General features: G+C 64.2%; 21 protein-coding genes. 8 read left to right on the forward strand and 13 right to left on the reverse strand.

Annotation, left to right across the window (positions count from 1 at the left end; all coding sequences use genetic code 11):
- Positions 1–29: 29 nt before the first annotated feature.
- From FJ954_RS14115 to FJ954_RS14155, 9 genes are all read right to left on the reverse strand, one after another.
- Entirely contained in the window at positions 30–644 is a 615-nt protein-coding gene (locus FJ954_RS14115; RefSeq protein WP_140661711.1) for a LysE family translocator, read from the reverse strand.
- A gap of 91 nt (positions 645–735) precedes the next feature.
- Complete coding sequence (locus tag FJ954_RS14120; protein ID WP_140661712.1) at positions 736–2,181, reverse strand: amidase; 1,446 nt, start codon at positions 2,179–2,181, stop codon at positions 736–738.
- 1 nt (position 2,182) lies between these two features.
- Entirely contained in the window at positions 2,183–3,088 is a 906-nt protein-coding gene (locus FJ954_RS14125) for a ribokinase (RefSeq protein ID WP_140661713.1), read from the reverse strand.
- Positions 3,089–3,174: 86 nt separating this feature from the next.
- On the reverse strand, positions 3,175–3,657 hold the full coding sequence (locus tag FJ954_RS14130; protein ID WP_140618859.1) for a hypothetical protein: 483 nt from the start codon (positions 3,655–3,657) through the stop codon (positions 3,175–3,177).
- The gene (locus FJ954_RS14135; RefSeq protein WP_140661714.1) at positions 3,632–4,150 is read right to left on the reverse strand and encodes a hypothetical protein; all 519 of its coding nucleotides are present in this window, start codon (positions 4,148–4,150) and stop codon (positions 3,632–3,634) included. The genes FJ954_RS14130 and FJ954_RS14135 overlap by 26 nt, the downstream gene beginning before the upstream one ends.
- Complete coding sequence (locus FJ954_RS14140) at positions 4,117–4,509, reverse strand: hypothetical protein (protein WP_140661715.1); 393 nt, start codon at positions 4,507–4,509, stop codon at positions 4,117–4,119. Before FJ954_RS14140 ends, FJ954_RS14135 begins: the two co-directional genes overlap by 34 nt.
- 20 nt (positions 4,510–4,529) lie before the next feature.
- Positions 4,530–5,000, reverse strand: a complete 471-nt coding sequence (locus FJ954_RS14145; RefSeq protein WP_140661716.1) for a hypothetical protein — start codon at positions 4,998–5,000, stop codon at positions 4,530–4,532.
- A gap of 222 nt (positions 5,001–5,222) precedes the next feature.
- The gene (locus FJ954_RS14150) at positions 5,223–6,101 is read right to left on the reverse strand and encodes a bifunctional helix-turn-helix domain-containing protein/methylated-DNA--[protein]-cysteine S-methyltransferase (protein WP_140661717.1); all 879 of its coding nucleotides are present in this window, start codon (positions 6,099–6,101) and stop codon (positions 5,223–5,225) included.
- A gap of 212 nt (positions 6,102–6,313) precedes the next feature.
- Positions 6,314–6,808 carry a DUF2244 domain-containing protein gene (locus tag FJ954_RS14155; protein ID WP_023770603.1) on the reverse strand — a complete coding sequence of 165 codons (495 nt, stop codon included), beginning with the start codon at positions 6,806–6,808 and terminating at the stop codon, positions 6,314–6,316.
- Between the two features lie 22 nt (positions 6,809–6,830).
- Between FJ954_RS14155 and nth the strand changes: the two genes are divergently transcribed.
- Both nth and FJ954_RS14170 read left to right on the forward strand, forming a co-directional pair.
- A complete protein-coding gene (gene nth / locus FJ954_RS14160) occupies positions 6,831–7,643 on the forward strand; it encodes an endonuclease III (protein WP_140661718.1) in 813 nt (270 codons plus the stop codon).
- Positions 7,644–7,930: 287 nt separating this feature from the next.
- Positions 7,931–8,464, forward strand: a complete 534-nt coding sequence (locus FJ954_RS14170) for a GNAT family N-acetyltransferase (RefSeq protein ID WP_140661719.1) — start codon at positions 7,931–7,933, stop codon at positions 8,462–8,464.
- Between the two features lie 174 nt (positions 8,465–8,638).
- On the opposite strand, the gene FJ954_RS14175 is transcribed toward FJ954_RS14170, so the two are convergent.
- A complete protein-coding gene (locus FJ954_RS14175) occupies positions 8,639–9,409 on the reverse strand; it encodes an IclR family transcriptional regulator (RefSeq protein ID WP_140661720.1) in 771 nt (256 codons plus the stop codon).
- Positions 9,410–9,593: 184 nt separating this feature from the next.
- Between FJ954_RS14175 and FJ954_RS14180 the strand changes: the two genes are divergently transcribed.
- The 5 genes from FJ954_RS14180 to FJ954_RS14200 all read left to right on the forward strand — a co-directional run bounded on the left by FJ954_RS14180 (position 9,594) and on the right by FJ954_RS14200 (position 14,835).
- Positions 9,594–10,571, forward strand: a complete 978-nt coding sequence (locus FJ954_RS14180) for a tripartite tricarboxylate transporter substrate-binding protein (RefSeq protein WP_140661721.1) — start codon at positions 9,594–9,596, stop codon at positions 10,569–10,571.
- Between the two features lie 151 nt (positions 10,572–10,722).
- A complete protein-coding gene (locus FJ954_RS14185; RefSeq protein ID WP_140661722.1) occupies positions 10,723–11,259 on the forward strand; it encodes a tripartite tricarboxylate transporter TctB family protein in 537 nt (178 codons plus the stop codon).
- A gap of 4 nt (positions 11,260–11,263) precedes the next feature.
- Positions 11,264–12,787 carry a tripartite tricarboxylate transporter permease gene (locus FJ954_RS14190; protein ID WP_015315738.1) on the forward strand — a complete coding sequence of 508 codons (1,524 nt, stop codon included), beginning with the start codon at positions 11,264–11,266 and terminating at the stop codon, positions 12,785–12,787.
- A gap of 15 nt (positions 12,788–12,802) precedes the next feature.
- Positions 12,803–13,987, forward strand: coding sequence for a CoA transferase (locus tag FJ954_RS14195; RefSeq protein WP_140661723.1), 1,185 nt, complete (start codon positions 12,803–12,805; stop codon positions 13,985–13,987).
- Positions 13,984–14,835: a citryl-CoA lyase gene (locus FJ954_RS14200; protein ID WP_140661724.1), complete on the forward strand. Its 852-nt coding sequence runs from the start codon at positions 13,984–13,986 to the stop codon at positions 14,833–14,835. Before FJ954_RS14195 ends, FJ954_RS14200 begins: the two co-directional genes overlap by 4 nt.
- 3 nt (positions 14,836–14,838) lie before the next feature.
- Here the strand turns inward: FJ954_RS14200 and FJ954_RS14205 are convergent, their stop codons facing one another.
- The gene (locus FJ954_RS14205) at positions 14,839–15,315 is read right to left on the reverse strand and encodes an NUDIX hydrolase (RefSeq protein WP_140618841.1); all 477 of its coding nucleotides are present in this window, start codon (positions 15,313–15,315) and stop codon (positions 14,839–14,841) included.
- Positions 15,316–15,441: 126 nt separating this feature from the next.
- Positions 15,442–15,750 carry a hypothetical protein gene (locus FJ954_RS14210; protein ID WP_140618839.1) on the reverse strand — a complete coding sequence of 103 codons (309 nt, stop codon included), beginning with the start codon at positions 15,748–15,750 and terminating at the stop codon, positions 15,442–15,444.
- A 439-nt stretch (positions 15,751–16,189) separates the two neighbouring features.
- Here FJ954_RS14210 and FJ954_RS14215 point away from each other — a divergent pair, with 439 nt between their 5' ends.
- Positions 16,190–16,771 (forward strand): invasion associated locus B family protein, encoded by a 582-nt coding sequence (locus tag FJ954_RS14215; protein ID WP_140661725.1) that lies wholly within the window; start codon positions 16,190–16,192, stop codon positions 16,769–16,771.
- 58 nt (positions 16,772–16,829) lie between these two features.
- On the opposite strand, the gene coaBC is transcribed toward FJ954_RS14215, so the two are convergent.
- Positions 16,830–18,302 (reverse strand): bifunctional phosphopantothenoylcysteine decarboxylase/phosphopantothenate--cysteine ligase CoaBC, encoded by a 1,473-nt coding sequence (gene coaBC, locus FJ954_RS14220; protein ID WP_210243318.1) that lies wholly within the window; start codon positions 18,300–18,302, stop codon positions 16,830–16,832.
- Positions 18,303–18,339 lie beyond the last annotated feature (37 nt).

The following is an 18,339-nucleotide window of genomic DNA, read 5'->3' on the forward strand; positions in this document are numbered from 1 at the left end:
AAAATTTTATGGAGAAGGCGCTTTCGCCGTTACTTTGCCTTCGAAAACGCCAGCCACAGGCCGCCGCCGACCATGAAGCTGCCGCTGATCCGCGACAGGAGCTTGATGCGGCTGGCTGACAGCATGCGCCCGGCGCGGCCGGCGGCGAGCGCATAGGTCGAGTCCGACATGGCGGCGAAGATCATGGCGGTCAGGCCCATGATGACGATCTGCAGTGGGTAGTTGCCGGCGGGAGAGATGAACTGCGGAAAGAAGGCGCCGAAGAAGATCAGCGTCTTTGGATTGCTCAGCGCCACGGCCAAGCCCTGCAGGAAGAAGCCGCCGCGTGGTTTGCGGGCGGTTCCGTCGGCGTTCAGCGTGCCCTTCGAGCGGAACATCTGCACGCCCATCCAGATCAGGTAGGCCGCGCCGATCAGCCTGACCCACTCGAACCAGTGGCCCATGCCCGAAATCAGCGTGTTGAGGCCGATGCCGACGATGACGATCATGACTGCTAGGCCGGCTTGCGTGCCGGCGACATTAGCGAGACCGGCGCGAGTGCCGTGGCGGATGCTGTTGGCGATGATCAGCGTCACCGTCGGTCCCGGCACCAGTATGATGACGATGCAGGCAAGGACATAGGCGGCGTAGAGTTCCAACGACATGATTTTTCCTCGCAATGCCGCTATCGCGGCCTAGCATGCAACAATCAATGCATGACGGCGAGGACGACGCAAGCCGGCGCGCCGGTCTGGCTCAGGCTCCGGCGGGCCAGGGCAGCGTCGTCTCATAGGCAGCCGCGGCCTTCAGCACGGCGAGGTCGCCGCGTGGCCTGCCGACCAGCTGCATGCCCATCGGCCGGCCCCTGTCGTCGAAGCCGACGGGAACATTGACCGCCGGGCAACCGCCCAGGGTGGCGAAGGCCGAAACCTGCATCCAGCGATGATAGCTGTCCATTGCCCGCCCCCCGACCTCGCGCGGCCAATGGGTGCCGACATCGAACGGAAAGACCTGCGCGGTCGGCAGCGCGATGAGGTCGAAGCGGTCGAAGATCGACAGCAGCGTGCGGTACCAGGAGGTTCGGACGACCGAGGCCCCGCGTATCTGCGGCGCCGTCAGCCGCATCGCGTTTTCCACTTCCCATACGGCTTCCGGCTTCAGCAGGCCACGCCTGGCGGGGTCGTCATAGTGTACTTTCAGGGCGCAGCCGCTGCTGGCCTGGCGCAGCGTCACGAAGGCCTGCCAGAGTGCCTCGAAATCGAAATCCGGTCGCAAGGGCTCGGTCAGGAAAGATACATCCGTGAACCGTGCGAGTGCTGCCTCGCATAGGTCGAGGATGCCGGGCTCGATCGGCAGATGGCCGCCGAGATCGCCGAGCCAGGCGATACGGCCACCGGTCGCCGCCGTCGCCAGGCCTTCGAGGAAGGAGCCTTGCTTCTCATAGGAGAGAGGCGCCTGCGGATGGTAGCCGGCCTGCACGTCGAGCAAGAGCGCCATGTCGGCGACGTTGCGGCCCATCGGCCCCTCGACGCCCATCTGCGCGTGGAAGACCTCGAAGTCGGGACCGCTGGGCACGAGCCCCTGTGACGGCCGGAAACCGTAGACGTTGTTCCAGGCCGCCGGGTTGCGCAGCGAGCCGCCGAAGTCGCTGCCATCGGCGATGGGCACCATGTCCAACGCCAGCGCCACCGCCGCTCCGCCGCTCGAGCCGCCGGCGGTCAGCGCCGGATCGAAAGCGTTCAGCGTCGGCCCGAAAACATTGTTGTAGGTGTTGGAGCCGAGCCCGAATTCGGGAACGTTGGTCTTGCCGATGATGATGGCGCCGGCGTCGCGGATGCGTTCGACGAAGAAATCGTCTTCCCGCGGCACGAAATCGGCGAAGATCGGCGAGCCGAACGAGGTCCTGAGGCCGGTGGTCGAGGCAAGGTCCTTGATGGCGATGGGTAGGCCAAAGAGCGCGCCGGTGTCATCGGTCCGGCTGATATCGGCGGCATCGGCCTCGCGCAGTATGTCGGCACGGTCGCGCAACGAGACGATGGCGTTGACCAGCGGGTTGACCGCATCGATGCGATCGAGGAACGCCGTCACCACCTCGCGCACGGAGAGCTTCTTCCGGCGGATCGCACCGGCAAGTTCGACAGCCGACAGGCGGCAGATGTCGCCGGCCGCCGGTACGGCATGCTTCGTGCGGGGACGCATCATTTCAACCGGCCTCTTGCAGCGCCTGGTCGACATCCTTGGCCAGTGGGATCGCCGGTTGGGCGCCGGGCTTAAGGCAAGCCAGCGAGCCGGCGGCGCCGGCACGCGCCAATGCCTGTTCGAGCGTGAGGCCCGACGACAGGCCGGCGGCGAAATAGCCGCAGAAAGTGTCGCCGGCCCCGACCGTGTCGACCGGCGTGATCTGCAAAGCAGGGACGGTCAGGAATTCGCTTGGCGTTGCCGCCATCACGCCGTCGCCACCGAGCGTGACGACGATGATGCGTCCAGTCTTGCTGGCATAGTCGCGCATCAGCGCTGCACGATCGCGGCCTTTCAGGGCAAGGGCTTCGCCATAGAGGTCGAATTCGGTTTCGTTCGCGACCGCATAGTCGGCCTTGCCGAGGAAGGCGGCTGCCCCGCCATGGAAAGGGGCCGTGTTGAGGACAGTGATCGCGCCGGCCACCCTTGCCTGGTCGAGGGCCGCATCGACCGTCGCGAGCGGAATTTCGTGCTGCAGCAGCACGACGTCGCCCTTTGTCAGAAAAGCCTTGGAGAGGTCGCCGGGCACCACGGAAGCGTTGGCGCCGGGCACCACGGCGATAATGTTTTCGCCGTCATCGCCGACCATGATCAGCGCCGTGCCGGTCGAGGCAAAGGTCTCTCCCACGCCCGACAGGTCGACCTTGGCCTCGCGCAGCAAAGCCAGTGCCTCGGGGGCGAAATTGTCCTTGCCGACGGCGCCGACCATGCGCACCTGAGCGCCGGCACGCGCGGCGGCGAGTGCCTGGTTGGCGCCCTTGCCGCCGGGGGCCGTCGTGAAGCTGGAACCGCTCACCGTCTCACCGGGGCTCGGCAAGCGGTCGACACTGGCGATAAGGTCGAGGTTGATCGAACCGACTACGATAATCAAGAAATGCCTCCTGCTGATGCGCGGAAGCTATCCTGCCAAGCCGTTCGATGCCAGACCACGCGAATGGTCCAGCGTGATTTGCCGCGTCATTCACAAAGCACAGTGACGATGCCCTGATAGTTGCCGGCGGGAAAGATACCGCTCGACTTGGTGGCGGTGAGGTCGATCTGCATGGCGTGGGTGCCATTGGCGACCCTTTGCGGCACGCCCCCATTGTTGTCGACCCCCGAGCCATCGAGGCGGAAGACCGAGGCGAAGGTCACGTTGGTGCCGCCGCCGCTCGGCGCGGAAGAGAATGCGGCAGGCGCCGGCGCTGAAACCGAATAGCAGTCCAGCAAGTTGAGCAGCGAGCACAGCAGGGAACTTGCCACCACGGTGGCGCTGGCGCTTGATCCGCCTGCCTGCTTGGAGCCCAGTATGCCGATGGCCGGATTGGCGGTCATCGTGCCCGATGCCCCGACCATGATGGTGCAGGTGCCGATGATCGCGGCCTGCGCCGGAAGGCAGCAGCCGGCGAGCGCGGCCATCGCGAGCAGCGCGCGGCTATTTCTTCTTCTTTTTCTTGCCATCGCCGCTTCCGGTCCTGATGCTCCAGCCTTCGTTGGCCCATCCGGGTGACGCGGCCACGGGCGTAGGTGCGCTGGCGGCCACGCTCGCAGTCGGCCCGTCACCGCCCAGGCCCATCTTGAGGAGCTTCAGCTCCAGCTGCAGGCGCTCGACCTCAAGCTCGTAGAGGCGGCTGCAGTCGACGCGCTTCGGCGTACGCCCGATCGGAATCACCACGCGGCCGTAGGTGGCGATGTCGTTGTTCGCCTGATTGTTGCCTCTGATAACGCCAAGATCGAGATAGGCACCGGTGCCCGATACGGCGGAGCGGCAGGTGGTTCCGTCGGAAGCGTGGACCTCATCCTGCCCTTGCGGCAAGGTCACGCCGGGCAGGTTGAAGCCGCTCTCATTCTGATTGAGGTTGTAGACATCCTCGGCCAGAACCGGCGAGATCCCTGCCCAGGTTGCCGCAAACGCGACTGTCAGGACTTGCGGTGCCCAAAAAACTTTCCGCATATCTGTGCCCTTATCTGCGTCTGTTGATTGGGAAAGGGGATGCTCTCGGTACAGATACGCACTTTACGCTCGGCAGCGCCGCCGAAGGGCACGACCACAAGGACAGGACGGGAAGCCTGCGAGCCCAGTTGGAAAACGCTCGGAGAGATCTTGGCATCCACTGGCTGAAAATTCTGATCGTAGACGTGGATTTCGACCTTGATCTTCTGGCCGTAGGGATTGGCGGGAAACACGCGGACCGCGAAGGCGTCGGTGAAACTGTTGACCTCACCCCGCATCGGCGACATCGACTGGGCGTTGGCGGCAATGGCCGGCAGGCCGACGGCCAGCGCCGTCGCCAGGATTCGTGCATGTTTCAAGGATCCCTCCTTCGCGACGGCTATTCGCAGCGCAGTGTTACCGTTGCCTGATAGTTTCCGGTGGCGAAGCGGTTGCTGCCGCCCTTGGTGCCAGCGAGATGGACCGAGACAAGGTCGGCGCCGGGGACAGCGAGGGCGGTGGCGGCCCCCGTTTCAGCGGTCGTGTGGGCGCCGCTGGCCGAATAGGTCGGTGTCCAGGTGGTGGCGGTGCTGTCGGCGGCGGGCACGGTGGTGAGGGTCACCGGATCGACGCTAAGTGAAACACCTCCGGTGGTGGTGAGCGTGACTGTTCCAGCCGAACCGCCGCTGTTGTGGGAGCTCAGCGACTGAAGGTCGGCGCTCACCGTCATGGTGCCGTTGGTGCCGACGACAAGCGTACAGGTCGCGGTGACCGTGCCATTGAAGATGACATTCTGCGTTGTGGCCATCGCCGCGTGGTTCAGGCACGTGACCAGCAAGGCTGCACCAAACACGGTGCGGAACAACTTCATCGAGATTCTCCTATTAAGTCGGATCGCCCGAATTAATATGGGTCATCATCGCTTTATCGTGGTTAATTTAGCGTAAACTTAAATAAGATATCGAAATAACGCTCGTGAAGAAACCGGCGGTTGTCCACGGTTGTATCCAGAAGTTTCAAAACCAAGCGCAATAATACTGCGTATTTCCAAATATAAGTATATTCTCCGGGGCAGGAAGAAAAAATCGACATTTCACGACGAAATCTGCCCCGCCTCCCAGCCGAGGATGGCGCGCTTGCGGGTCAGGCCCCAGTGATAGCCGGTGAGATCGCCTGATTTGCCGATGGCGCGGTGGCAAGGCACCACGAAGGAGAGCGGGTTGGCGCCGTTGGCGGCGCCGACCGCGCGGCTGGCGCTCGGCGCACCGATGCTGGCCGCGATCGAGGAATAGGTACGGGCCTTGCCCATCGGAATCTGGAGCAGCGCCTCCCAGACGCGGACCTGGAAGTCGGTCCCGATCATGACGATATGAAGCGGCTGATCGGCGCGCCACAGCGTCGGCTCGAAGATGCGCGCGGCATAGGGCCCCGTCGCTTCCCTGTCCTCGATATAGAGCGCGTTCGGCCAGCGGCCTGACATATCGGCAAAAGCGGTGCGTTCCTCGCCTGCGTCGCAGAAGGCGAGGCCGGCAAGCCCGCGGTCGGTGGCCATGATCAGGGCAGTGCCGAACGGGGAGGTGTGGTAGCCGTAGCGGATGGTGAGGCCGGCGCCGCGCGTCTTGTAGTCGCCCGGTGACATCGCCTCATGGGTGACGAACAGGTCGTGCAGCCGGCCGGGGCCGGACATGCCCAGTTCGAAGGAGGTTTCGAGCAGAGGCATGCCGGAATCGAGCAGCCTGCGCGCATGATCCAGCGTCACCGCCTGCAGGAAAGCCTTGGGCGACAGGCCGGCCCAGCGGGTGAAGAGTTTTTGCAAGCCGGTCGGCGTCTCGCCGACCTCCTCGGCCAGTTCTTCCAGCGATGGCTGGTCGCGATAGTCGAGACTGATCTTTTCGATGGCGCGGCGTACGATTTCGTAGTCGCTGCCCTCAGGCGTGATGTCCTTCTTGAGGACTGCCGTGTGTGTGCTCATGGACTGTCTCCTTGGGCTGGAATATCGCCCCTCGGGGCGCCGATCGCCACCCGAAACCTGCCTTCTTGCAGCACTTGCCCAGATAGACTCGGGATTCGAGCCAGGGAGCCGCTGATGGCTGGCGAAAAAGTCCATCTGACAGGGGCAAAAGAGAGCTTGCTCATGACACTCTACGGCAAGGCTTTCCCAACGGAAATTTCCTGGAATTGCTTTTAGCGCGCCTTGGCGGTCGCCAGCGCGCGCGAGAAGGCGGTGGCGAAGCTCTCGCGCGAATCGGGGTCGAGGAAGCCGCCGATCGGCACGTTCTGGCCTTGTGCTTCCACGGTCATTTTGGTGATGCCGATCTCGGCGTGCCGGGCGATCGAAAACCGTACCCAGAACGGATTGAAGCGATGCGCTTCCGACTTTCCCGAGGGGGCCGTCTTGCGAATGTCGAGGCTGGTGCGCGAGACCGACACTTCCTCGCGGGCGCGTGCAGCCCGGTAATTGACGCGGAAGGCGATGTAGACGGCCACCACGTCGAGGCCGAAGAAGCCGAACACCGGCCAGGCACCGCGCGACAGGAAAAACGCACCCGTCACCAACCAGCCGAACATCAGTGCGCCCATCAGGATCAGGAAGCCCGTCCTGCCCAGCGACCGGTGCGGGGTCAGCAATGCATGAAAGAAGGGCTCGTCAGCCTGAAACGAGGCGTTTGTGTCACTCATGGCAGACTATTATAGGAGGGAAATGGCGCGTCCCAAGTCCAATGAGTCTTCCATGCCCGAAAAAGAGCTGCCGGCCGGACGGCGTGATGGCTCCAATGCCAAGCCGCGCCCTCGGCCGGCGCGGCGCTCGTCCCGCTACAGCCCGGCTGAAGTGCATGAGATTTTCCGGCGTTTTTCGGTGCAGCGGCCGGAGCCGAGGGGCGAACTCGAACACGTCAATGCCTTCACGCTGCTGGTGGCGGTGGTGCTTTCGGCGCAAGCGACCGATGCCGGTGTCAACAAGGCAACGCGGGCTCTGTTCAAGGTTGCGGACACGCCGCAAAAGATGCTGGCGCTCGGTGAAACCAAGGTCGGCGACCATATCAGGACCATCGGTCTCTGGCGCAACAAGGCCAAGAACGTCATCGCCCTATCGCAGGCGCTGATCCGCGACCATGGCGGCGAGGTGCCGGATGACCGCGATGAACTGGTCAAGTTGCCCGGTGTCGGGCGCAAGACCGCCAATGTCGTGCTCAACATGGCCTTCGGCCAGCATACGATGGCGGTCGACACGCATATCTTGCGCATCGGCAACCGGCTTGGCCTGGCGCCCGGCAAGACGCCGGAACAGGTAGAGCAGGGGTTGTTGAAGATCATCCCGGACGAATATATGCGCCATGCGCATCACTGGCTGATCCTGCACGGACGCTATGTCTGCAAGGCGCGCAAGCCGGATTGCCCGGCCTGCGTCATCGCCGATATTTGCAAGGCAGAGGTGAAGACGACCAGCATTCCGGCGCCCCTGGTGCCGATCGCCCCGCTTGAAACTGTCGCCGCCGAAGATCAGGCGCCGTAGCCGCGCGCCATCGCCGCCGCGAACACCGGGATCAGGCTCGGCCGGACTATCAGAAGAACGACTATCTCGGCTGGATCGGCCGCGCCAAGCACCCGGATACCAGGTGAAAGCGGCTCGACCAGATGCTGGATGAATTGCAGCGTGGTGGTGTCTACATGAATATGGTCTGGCAGGCTGAAGTTCTGCTTCGATTACTAGGCCTTCCCTGGATGATGGCGCGTATCCCCCTGGCCCTTGCCCCGCACCAGCGATTTGCTAAGCGCTGAAGATCAGCGAGGCATATCGTCATGAAAAATCCGCACGGTGTTCCGGTCATCGAGACCCAGCGAACCATTCTAAGGGCGCACCAACTGAAGGATTTCGACGCCTATACCGCCATGTGGGCCGACCCCGTCGTCACCCGTTTCATCGGCGGCAAGCCGCGCACGCGTGAGGAAAGCTGGATGCGCTTCCTGCGCCATGCCGGCCTGTGGTCGCTGCTTGGCTACGGCTTCTGGGCCATCGAGGAGAAAGCGACCGGCCGTTTCATCGGTGAGGCCGGGTTCCACGATCTGAAGCGCGACATGGAGCCGTCGATCGAAGGCATCCCCGAGGCGGGGTGGGCGCTCGCACCGGCCGCGCACGGCGCCGGCCTTGCCACGGAGATCGTCAGCCGCTTGCATGGCTGGGGCGACGAGACGTTCGGAGGTGCCAGAACCGTCTGCATCATCGATCCCGAAAATTCGGCTTCGCTGAACGTCGCCAGGAAGTGCGGCTATATCGAGCTGACGCAGACCCTCTATCATGATGCGCCGACCATGCTGCTGGAGCGGCTGCCCTGAGGGGTGTCAGGCGAGGCGAGGGCGCCGACAATCACCCGGCCAGGCGCTACAAACGCGCAATCCGGACGGAAAACCGCTGCACACCTTGACCTGCCGCAGCCGGCCTTGGGGGCAGCTTCCCTACAAGGCGGCGAACGGAGGTTGGAGGCCTTTCCGACGCCATCACCGCGGGAGCTAGGGCAAAGCCGCCGTCGCGAGGCTCGCCTGCTCCAGCATGGAGGCATCCTCGCCGAAGGCCCGAGTGGCGCGGGCCGCCGCCTCGAGCAGCGGGCGCTTCATGCGCTCAAGGAACGCAGCGTCGACGCGCGTGCTTGGACCAGCCAGCGTCAAGGCGCCAAGCAGCGCGTGTCCCGGCCCGAAAACCGGCGCCGAGACGCCTGCCGTTTCGGGGTCGCGGTCACCCACAGCGAGACAATTGCACGTTTTGCGGATGGTTTCGTAGGGTTCGCCCTGCTGTCCCGAAAAGGCCGCCAGCACGCGCCCGCCCGAGCCGGCCAGCAGAGGCAATACGTCGCCTTCGCGTATCGTGTAGCGGATTGGATGCTTGGATTCGACCCGGTAGAGACAGGTGCGCACGTCTCCCGAGCGGACGTAGAAGGCAACACTCTCCCAACTTCGTTCGGAGAGATCGCGCATGATCGGCAACAGGATGTCCATCGCCACCACCGAACGCTGGTAAAGCGCGCCCAGCCGAAAGGCGGCGGGTCCGACGCGATAGCGCCCATCGTCCAGGCGCTCGAGCAGTTGCCCGCGCAACAGCGAATTGGCGAGCCGCAGGATCGTGCTTTTGTAAAGACCGGTGCGCATCGCGATTTCAGCAAGACTTAGCGAGCGTTCGGCCGTGCTGAAGGCATCGAGGATGGCGATCGCCCGGTCGAGTGCCGCAACACCTTCGACGGAGGTGCGCCGGATTTCCGCATCAGCCGAGTTGCCTGGTAGGTCCATTGCGGTTCCCAATTCGGTGAAGCCCGAGCGGAACCACTCTGTCGCGCCACCGGACCGTTCTGTCCAGCAGAATGTCGTTCCTGTTGACGGAACACGGTAAAATCTGCTTGAACTTGATCACGGGTCTGTGAACAGGCGCGTTTTGGCAGGCACCGGAGGAGGTGTCGTGATCTGGAGGAATCCCATGCTGAACAGACGCAGATTTTTGATGAGTACGGCGGCGGCTGGCGCGGCCGGGCTGGTGGCATCGCATTTCTCACCCGCCTTCGCCGAAGGTGCGCCTCAAGTCCAGATCTTCGTGCCGGCGGCGCCCGGCGGCGGCTGGGACCAGACGGCGCGCACGATGGATCAGGTGCTGCGCGGCGAGAAGCTCATCTCCGGCTCGCAGATCACCAATGTCGGTGGTGCCGGCGGAACGGTAGGGCTGCCGCAGTTCATCAATCAGTGGAGCGGCAAAGGCAATGCGCTCATGGTCGCGGGCATGGTCATGGTGGGCGCCATCATCGCCAACAAGGCGGCCAACAACCTGACCCAAGTCACGCCCATCGCCCGTCTCACCGGGGAGTTCGAGGCGCTGGTGGTGCCGGCGGACTCGCCGTTCAAGACGGCCGCCGATTTCGTCGCGGCACTCAAGGCCGATCCGACGAAGGTTCCTGTCGCGGGCGGCTCGGCCGGTGGGTCCGACCACATCCTGTTCGGCCTGATCGCCAAAACGGTCGGCGTTCCGGCTCCCAGCCTCTCCTATGTACCGTTCGCGGGCGGCGGCGAAGCTCTGTCGGCATTGCTCGGCAACCAGGTGGCGGCCGGCATTTCCGGCTTCGGCGAGTTCTCCGAGCAAGTCAAGGCGGGCGCGCTCAGGCTGCTCGCCATTTCGGCCGACAAGCGTCAGGACGGCATCGACGCGCCGACGCTCAAGGAAGCCGGCATCGATGTGGAACTGTTCAACTGGCGCGGCGTCTTCGCGCCGCCCGGCATTTCCGACGCCGACAAGGCGGCGATGATCACGCTGGTCGAAACCATGGCCAAGAGCGATGCATGGGCGACCGAATGCAAGAACCGCAACTGGACGTCCATCCTGCTCACCGGCGACGACTATGCGAAATTCGTCACTGAGGATTCGGCTCGCATCGAGGCCATCCTCAAGGATCTCGGTCTCGCCTGATTTCCCCAAGGGGGCGGCTCGTGCCGCCTCCTCCTTTTCTCGACGCATCGATCGCATGCGGCCATGCAGCGTGAAGGTACGACGAAGCCGGCTGCTGGAGGCGGCTGTTTTGGCCACCAGATCGTAGCCATCCATAGCGGGGAGGACATTCATGAGCACCACCGACCAGCAGGCAGTGCCGCCGCGACTTGCCGTACCGGAATTGTTGATCGGCGTCGGCCTCCTGGCCTGCGCCGGGGCCGTCGCCTGGCAGACGCTGGCGATCCCGGTCTCGCCGCTCTATTCCAAGGTTGGTCCGACCGTCTTTCCCTATCTGACCATGGTCGGCCTGGTTGTGCTTTCCCTGCTGCTCATCCTCGCCGCGCTTCGCGGCGGCTGGCAGCCGGAGGAGGAAAAGGAAACGCCGACCGACTGGAAGGCGATGGGCTTCGTCGTTATCGGTCTGCTGGCCAATCTTGTGCTCATCCAGCCGCTCGGTTTCACCGCCGCGTCGGTCATCATGTTCGTTCTCGTCTGCTACGGCTTCGGCAGCAGGCATACGCTGCGCGATGTGCTCACCGGCCTGGTGCTGGCGCTGGCTGCTTATTTCGGCTTTGCCAAGGCGCTCGGCGTCAACATCGGCGCTGGTTTCGTCGAGAACCAGCTGAACATGGTGATCGACGCGTTCACCAGCACGCTGGGAGGCTGACGCCATGGATACGCTCGGCCATCTCGCACACGGTTTCGCGGTCGCTTTCAGCCCGACCAATCTTTTGTGGTGCCTACTCGGCACGACGCTTGGCACCGCCATCGGCGTGCTGCCTGGTCTTGGGCCAGCACTGACCATCGCGCTGCTCTTGCCGATCACCTATCAGGTGGCGCCGGAGGCGTCCTTCATCCTGTTCGCCGGCATCTATTACGGCGCCATGTATGGCGGCTCGACGACCTCGATCCTGCTCAACACGCCGGGCGAGAGCGCAACCATCGTGACGGCGCTGGAAGGCAATAAGATGGCCCGCTCCGGCCGCGGCGGCGCAGCACTCGCCACCTCGGCGATCGGCTCTTTTGTCGCTGGCACACTCGGCACGCTGGGCGTCGCCTTCCTGGCCCCGGTCGTGGTCAAGTTCGCGCTGGCCTTCGGCCCGGCGGAGTATTTCTCGCTGATGGTGCTGGCATTCATCACTGTTTCGGCGGTGCTTGGGTCGTCGTCGGTGCGAGGCTTGACCAGCCTGTTTGCCGGCTTTGTAATCGGGATGATCGGCGTCGATCTGCAGACGGGCCAGCCGCGCTTCACCTTCGGCATGACCGAGTTGCTCGACGGCGTCGACGTCATCATCGCCGCCGTCGGCCTGTTCGCGGTTGGCGAGACGCTCTACATGGCCTCGCGCCGCTATGCCGGCAAAGACGAGATCGTGCCGCTGAAAGGCTCGCTCTACATGACGGCGGCCGAATGGGGGCGTTCGTGGAAGGCCTGGCTGCGGGGAGCGGCGATCGGCTTCCCAATCGGCGCCATGCCGGCCGGCGGCGCCGAGATCCCGACCTTCCTGTCCTATGCCATCGAAAAGAAACTGTCGAAGCACAAGCAGGAGTTCGGTACGGTCGGCGCCATCGAAGGCGTTGCAGGGCCGGAAGCCGCCAACAACGCGTCCGCCGCCGGCGTGCTGGTGCCGATGCTGACGCTTGGGCTGCCGACCTCGGCGACGGCGGCGATCATGCTCTCGGCCTTCCAGAGCTACGGCATCAATCCGGGGCCGTTGCTCCTGACGACACAAGCCGACCTTGTCTGGGGCCTGATCGCCAGCCTGTTCATCGCCAATGTCATCCTGGTCATCCTCAACCTGCCGCTGATCGGCCTGTGGGTGCGGCTGCTGAAGATCCCGGCGCCGCAGCTTTATGCGGGGATCCTGGTGTTCGCCACTGTCGGCACCTATGGCATCTCGCAGTCGCCGATCGATCTCGTCATCCTCTATCTCCTGGGCGCCGCGGGCTTCCTGATGCGGCGGTTCGATTTTCCGACCGCGCCCGTCATCATCGGCATGATCCTGGGACCGCTTGCCGAAACCCAGTTCCGCCGGGCGATGACCATCTCGAACGGCGACTGGTCGGTGTTCTACAAGCATCCGTTGTCGCTGACCCTGCTGACGCTCGCCTTCATCGGCCTGGTCGGGCCGCATGTCTGGGCCTTCATCGAAAACCGGCGGCGGCGCGGTCCCGAACATGTGCCGGGCGATGCCTGAGCGATCTGAAAAGGTATGACAGACCTGCTTTCCGGTATCCGCGTCCTCGACCTGACCAATGTGCTCGCCGGGCCGTACTGTGCCTATCAGCTGGCCTTGCTGGGAGCCGACGTGATCAAGGTCGAGGGGCCGCAAGGCGGCGATCTGGCGCGCCAGCTCGGCGGCTCTCCAAAGCTCAACAATGCCGGCATGGGCGCATCCTTTCTGGCCCAGAACGCCGGCAAACGATCGGTCATGCTCGACCTCAAGAAGGACACGGATCGCGGGCGCTTCCTCGACCTGGTCGCCAGCGCCGATGCGCTGGTGGAGAATTTTCGGCCCGGCGTGATGAAACGCCTCGGGCTTGACTACGAGATGCTGAGGGCGGTCCGCCCGGGCCTCGTCTATTGCGCGATATCGGGTTTCGGGCAGAGCGGGCCGATGCGCGACAACCCGGCCTATGACCAGATCATCCAGGGTCTTTCCGGGATCATGAGCATAACCGGCACGCCGGAAACCGCGCCGCTGCGCGTCGGCTATCCCGTCGCCGACACGCTGGGAGGCTTGGTCGGCGCGTTCTCGATCGCCGCGGCGCTGGTCAGGCAGAAGACATCGGGCGAGGGCGCGTTCCTCGACGTGTCGATGCTCGAATGCACGCTTTCCGCGCTTGGCTGGCCTGTTTCCAATTACCTGACGGCAGGGGTCGATCCCAAGCCGATGGGCAATGAGAACATGACGGCGGCTCCCTCCGGCGCCTTCCGCACCGGCGACGGGCTCATCAACATCGCCGCCAACAAGCAGGAGCAGTTCGTGACGCTGTGCCGGCTGATCGGACGGCCGGAACTGGCGTCGGACCCGCGCTTTGCCGAGCGCGAGACCCGCAAGCAGAACCGTGCCGCGCTCAAGGTCGAGATCGAGGATGCTCTGGCAAGCGATCCGGCGGCAATTTGGGAAGAGACGCTCAACCGAGCCGGCGTGCCGGCGGGCCGGGTACTGACGATCCCGCAAGTGCTGACCGAACCACAAGTGCTCGAACGCCAGGTGACGGCTCGTTTCGAGGATGTGGCTGGCATGGATGGGCCGCTGACCGTCCTGCGCGGCGGGTTCATGGTAGACGGTACGGCACCGTTGCCGACGCGGCCGCCGCCTGTGCTGGGCGAGCACATGGACGAGGTGTTCGCCAGCCTGCCGCCGCGCGCCAAGGCAAAGGCCCTGACATGAGCGGCGTGGAGAAGAAAACAGGCCGCGCGCGCGGCGAGGAATGGTGGCAGACCGGCATCATCGAGATGAGCCCCGGTGTGATCCGGCTCCGCGGCTACGAGATCCAGGACCTGATCGGCCGCGTCAGCTTCCCGGCTGTCATCTGGCTGATGCTGCGTGGCGAATTGCCCAGCGAGGACGAGGCGGCACTGCTCGGCATTGCCTTGGGGGCGGCCGTCGACCACGGGCCGCAGGCGCCGTCGATCGCCATCGCCCGCATGGCGGCGACCTGCGGCGTCGGCATCAACAGCGCCATGGCCTCGGCCATCAACGTGCTGGGCGACGTGCATGGTGGCGCCGGCGAGCAGGCGCTTTCCTTCTATGGCGATATTGCCGTGGCGCTCGATGGCGGCATGGGCCTCAACGAAGCGGTTTCGACACGTCTCGACCGGCTCTTCGGGCAGGAGAAGGGCTATGTGCCGGGGCTTGGCCATCGCTTCCATCCTGTCGATCCGCGCGCGCCGCGCCTGCTGGAACTGGTCAGAGATTTTGCCGCGCGTGGCGTGGTCAACGGCCGCTTTGCCGACATTGCCGAGGCGATCGAGGCCGACGTCGCGCGGCGCAAGGGCAAAAAAATCCCGCTCAACATCGATGGCGCCACCGCCGTCATCTATGGCGAACTCGGCTTTCCGCCGCCGCTGACGCGCGGGCTCTTCGTGCTGTCGCGTTCCGTCGGCATCCTGGCGCATGCCTGGGAGCAATCTCAGCAGTCCGAGCGCAACAAGGGGCCGCTGCCGCGCGAATGGCTGTGGGCCTATAGCGGCCCGCCGGCACGGCCGCTTCCTGAAGATGAGGGCGCGGACAATTGAGGCTTATGCCTGCTCGAGCGGCGCGGGTCCGGGAAACTTCAAGGTGTTCACCAGCGTCGAGAGATCGGGCTCGTCGATGAGCATCGCGGCGTCGGCCGGCGCCAGCCAGGCCCGCTGCCGCCGCTTGGCTTCCTGCCAATCGGCAAGCTCTTCCGTCACTTCCAGCAGAAACACGACGACGTCGACGCGGACAAAGCGGTTGGCCAAACGTTTCCAGTAGGAATAGGTGCCCGCCGGCTGCTTCAGCGTCTTGCCGAGCACGCCGGCTTCCTCCAGTGCCTCGATGGTGGCTGCCTTGCGCCCGCTCTTGCCTTTCATCGGCCATCCCTTGGGCACGATGAAGCGTCTCGTGGTTCTCGATGTGACCAGCATCACCTCGATGCCGCCATGCGCATTCAGCCGGAAGGGGATCGCCGCCACCTGGCGGATCCTTTCGCCTTTCTTGGCTTGGCGTACGGTCTTTTTCTTGGTGGCTGCCATCTCGATAATCCAGTCGCTGCAATGCCCCTTAGCGTGCTGCGACGCCTTTGCAAAATCCAAACTGCCGCAGGGGCACCTGAAGTGCCCTATCATGTAAGTCGGCTAAATAAAAGAAGCTGCCGTTCGTCAGCGGCAGGTGCTCACGGCGGTGTTGCCGATTATCTGCGTCTGGCAGCTCGGCCTAACCTGCGGCACGACCGGCGGCGGTTGCTGGACGATGATGCGATCCTGGGCACGATACTGCTGTTGCTGCTGCTGAAACTGCTGCCGCTGAACCCGGTTTTGCAACGCCTGCAGATCGTTCTGCTGGATGACTGTGTTGTTTCTGACCGTGGGATTGAGCACCTGCGCGGAAGCGGGCATCGCAAAGCCGGCGCAAACCGCTCCAGCCAGCACCACCAATGTTGATATCATCGATGAACGACGCGCACACATCCATCTATTCCTGCAAAAAAATCTCATCACACCAGATATATAGGGCTTTTGCCCGACGATGCCATGCGAGAATGCCGATCACCCTCACACCAACCGCGCCCGCTCAAGGGCTGCCACCCGCGCTGACTGCGTGTTTCCGGCAAGGAAGAAGGGTCGGTTGCAGGTTTCAACTTTTTTCCACCAAGGAGTGGGAGATCGAAGGCCGCTTCGGCGCGGCGGAGAATCTGCTGGCACCCCCGCATTGCACTTGACGGAGGCGATCGATTCGCCGCTCTATCGGGTCGGCGCCGGCCTCGAGCTGAATTGCGTCGATGGCGTCATCATGTCCGTCAGATATAATGGCGCCTTCGGGGAAACGGTCAAACAGAATGCAGTCAGCGCGTCTTTCAAGGTCAGTTTCTAGGCTGGCTCGAGGCGGAGCCGGGCGGGAGAGATGTTGATGAGGAAATACGCGTATTTTGCAGCAGTGCTGGGTGCTGCCTGCATCGCAGGCCTGCCGGCCATGACGGCGCAAACCAAGGGCGACAAGGTGGCGGCAACGCCGCCCGCCGCAGCTGACGTGCCGCAACTGCCGGGTGGTGCTTCGGCCTTGTCCGAAACCCATGGCGACTGGACGGTCAATTGCCAGATATCGGGCACGAACAAGGTCTGCAGCCTGTCGCACCAGCAGTTCAACAAGCAAAGCAACCAACGACTTTTGGCGATCGAGCTGTCGAGCAAGACCGGCGAGGATGCGACCGGAACGCTTGCCCTGCCTTTCGGTCTGGCGCTTGCCAAGGGTGTCGCGCTGACCATCGACGATCAGAAGCTCGACGGCAGCCTGCCGTTCAGCACCTGCCAGGTGGTCGGCTGCCTGGTGCCGGTGGCGTTCGATGCCAATGTCACGCCGCTGCTCAAGAACGGCACCACGCTCAAGATCGATGCGTTCGCGGCCGATACGGGGCAAGTCATAAGCTTTTCCATCCCGCTCAATGGCTTCGGCGGTGCGCTTGCCCGCACGGCGGAGCTTTTGGCCAACTGACGGCTTGGCTCACCGCAAGCGACAGGATGTTGGCGGCAAACGCTTCCGCCGGCACTTGTCAGACGACGATGATTTTCAACCGCTCGGCGATGAGCGCGGCAAGCCGTGCCGCTACCTCGTCCTTGGTCATTTCAGGCCATTCCTCGACGCCGGCCTTCGACACGATCCGCACCCGGTTGCGATCACCCCCCATCACGCCTGAAGGACCGATGCCGCTTTGGTGCGACACATCGTTGGCGACGATGAGATCGGCCCCTTTCTTCGTGAGCTTGGCCTCGGCGTTGCGCAAGAGATCCTGCGTCTCGGCGGCAAAGCCGACGACTAGGCCTGGTCGCTGCTTGTGATGGCCGACACCCGCCAGGATGTCGGAGTTTTCGACCATGCGCAGCACCGGCGGGCCTTCGCCCGCGACCTTCTTGATCTTCTCACCGGCTGAATTCTCGGTGCGCCAGTCGGCAACGGCGGCGACGAACACCGCGGCGTCGGCGGGCAGAAGCTGTTCCACCGCGTCGCGCATCTCCTGCGCCCGTTCGACATGGAGGGTCTTCACTCCGGCCGGATCGGCGATGGTGACGGGACCGGAGACGAGGCGCACATCGGCGCCGAGCCTTGCCAGTGCCGCGGCGATGGCGTGGCCCTGCTTGCCGGACGAGCGGTTCGCGATATAGCGCACCGGGTCGATCGGCTCGTGCGTCGGGCCTGACGTGACGATGATCTTGCGCCCCGCCAGTGGCCTGGGGCCGGCATCGAGCAGCGCCTCGACCGCGGCGACGATCTCAAGCGGTTCGGCCATGCGGCCTTCGCCGGCCTCATTGCTCTCAGCCATCTCACCCTTGGCAGGGCCGACGAAGGTGATGCCGTCCTTGCCCAAGCTCGCGCGGTTGCGGCGGGTGGCGGGATGCGACCACATCCTGGGGTTCATCGCCGGGGCCATCAGCACCGGCTTGTCGGTGGCGATGAGCACGGTCGAGGCCAGATCGCTGGCATGGCCATTGGCGAGCTTGGCCATCAGGTCGGCAGTGGCGGGCGCCACCACCAGGAGGTCCGCCTCGCGCGACAGCCTGATGTGGCCGACATCGTGCTCATCATTGCGGTCGAACAGGTCAGTGAAGACATGGTCGGCGGAGAGCGCGCCGACCGACAGCGTGGTGACGAACTCCTGCGCCGCCGATGTCATGACGACGCGCACCGCCGCGCCGCGCTCGCGCAGCCGGCGAATGAGATCGAGCGCCTTGTAAGCGGCGATGCCGCCGCCGATGATAAGCAGGATGCGCCTGTTGGAAAGCGTGCCTCGCGGCAAGCTCTTGCCTGCTAATGCTGACGCCGGGGTCGGGGTGCCTTGCGAGGTGGCCAGTTCGTGCAGCGCTTTCTCGATCTGGTCGAGACGGCCAACAGGGCCGACCTGGCTGTCGACGGCGGCCCGGATCATCACCCGCGCCTGTTCTTCCATGGAGCGATCGTTTTCCGCGGCCAGCCGGCGCAGCAACTCCTTGACCTCATCGTCCAGGTTGCGGATCGTGATGCTGGCCATGTGATTGCACTCTACTCATCCCGCTTGATGGCGATGA

Origin of the sequence: Mesorhizobium sp. B2-3-15, assembly GCF_006442875.1 — a bacterium.
In the GTDB taxonomy this organism is placed as follows: domain Bacteria; phylum Pseudomonadota; class Alphaproteobacteria; order Rhizobiales; family Rhizobiaceae; genus Mesorhizobium; species Mesorhizobium australicum.

Excerpts from the sequence above, each read along its gene's own strand:
- FJ954_RS14145 (WP_140661716.1), bottom strand. The coding sequence starts at position 5,000 with ATGAAGTTGTTCCGCACCGTGTTTGGTGCAGCCTTGCTGGTCACGTGC.
- FJ954_RS14175 (WP_140661720.1), bottom strand. The coding sequence starts at position 9,409 with ATGGACCTACCAGGCAACTCGGCTGATGCGGAAATCCGGCGCACCTCC.
- FJ954_RS14155 (WP_023770603.1), bottom strand. The coding sequence starts at position 6,808 with ATGAGTGACACAAACGCCTCGTTTCAGGCTGACGAGCCCTTCTTTCAT.
- FJ954_RS14120 (WP_140661712.1), bottom strand. The coding sequence starts at position 2,181 with ATGATGCGTCCCCGCACGAAGCATGCCGTACCGGCGGCCGGCGACATC.
- FJ954_RS14200 (WP_140661724.1), top strand. The coding sequence starts at position 13,984 with ATGAGCGGCGTGGAGAAGAAAACAGGCCGCGCGCGCGGCGAGGAATGG.
- FJ954_RS14215 (WP_140661725.1), top strand. The coding sequence starts at position 16,190 with ATGAGGAAATACGCGTATTTTGCAGCAGTGCTGGGTGCTGCCTGCATC.
- FJ954_RS14195 (WP_140661723.1), top strand. The coding sequence starts at position 12,803 with ATGACAGACCTGCTTTCCGGTATCCGCGTCCTCGACCTGACCAATGTG.
- nth (WP_140661718.1), top strand. The coding sequence starts at position 6,831 with ATGGCGCGTCCCAAGTCCAATGAGTCTTCCATGCCCGAAAAAGAGCTG.
- FJ954_RS14130 (WP_140618859.1), bottom strand. The coding sequence starts at position 3,657 with ATGGCAAGAAAAAGAAGAAGAAATAGCCGCGCGCTGCTCGCGATGGCC.
- FJ954_RS14205 (WP_140618841.1), bottom strand. The coding sequence starts at position 15,315 with ATGGCAGCCACCAAGAAAAAGACCGTACGCCAAGCCAAGAAAGGCGAA.
- FJ954_RS14190 (WP_015315738.1), top strand. The coding sequence starts at position 11,264 with ATGGATACGCTCGGCCATCTCGCACACGGTTTCGCGGTCGCTTTCAGC.
- coaBC (WP_210243318.1), bottom strand. The coding sequence starts at position 18,302 with ATGGCCAGCATCACGATCCGCAACCTGGACGATGAGGTCAAGGAGTTG.
- FJ954_RS14115 (WP_140661711.1), bottom strand. The coding sequence starts at position 644 with ATGTCGTTGGAACTCTACGCCGCCTATGTCCTTGCCTGCATCGTCATC.
- FJ954_RS14150 (WP_140661717.1), bottom strand. The coding sequence starts at position 6,101 with ATGAGCACACACACGGCAGTCCTCAAGAAGGACATCACGCCTGAGGGC.
- FJ954_RS14185 (WP_140661722.1), top strand. The coding sequence starts at position 10,723 with ATGAGCACCACCGACCAGCAGGCAGTGCCGCCGCGACTTGCCGTACCG.
- FJ954_RS14135 (WP_140661714.1), bottom strand. The coding sequence starts at position 4,150 with ATGCGGAAAGTTTTTTGGGCACCGCAAGTCCTGACAGTCGCGTTTGCG.
- FJ954_RS14210 (WP_140618839.1), bottom strand. The coding sequence starts at position 15,750 with ATGTGTGCGCGTCGTTCATCGATGATATCAACATTGGTGGTGCTGGCT.
- FJ954_RS14180 (WP_140661721.1), top strand. The coding sequence starts at position 9,594 with ATGCTGAACAGACGCAGATTTTTGATGAGTACGGCGGCGGCTGGCGCG.
- FJ954_RS14170 (WP_140661719.1), top strand. The coding sequence starts at position 7,931 with ATGAAAAATCCGCACGGTGTTCCGGTCATCGAGACCCAGCGAACCATT.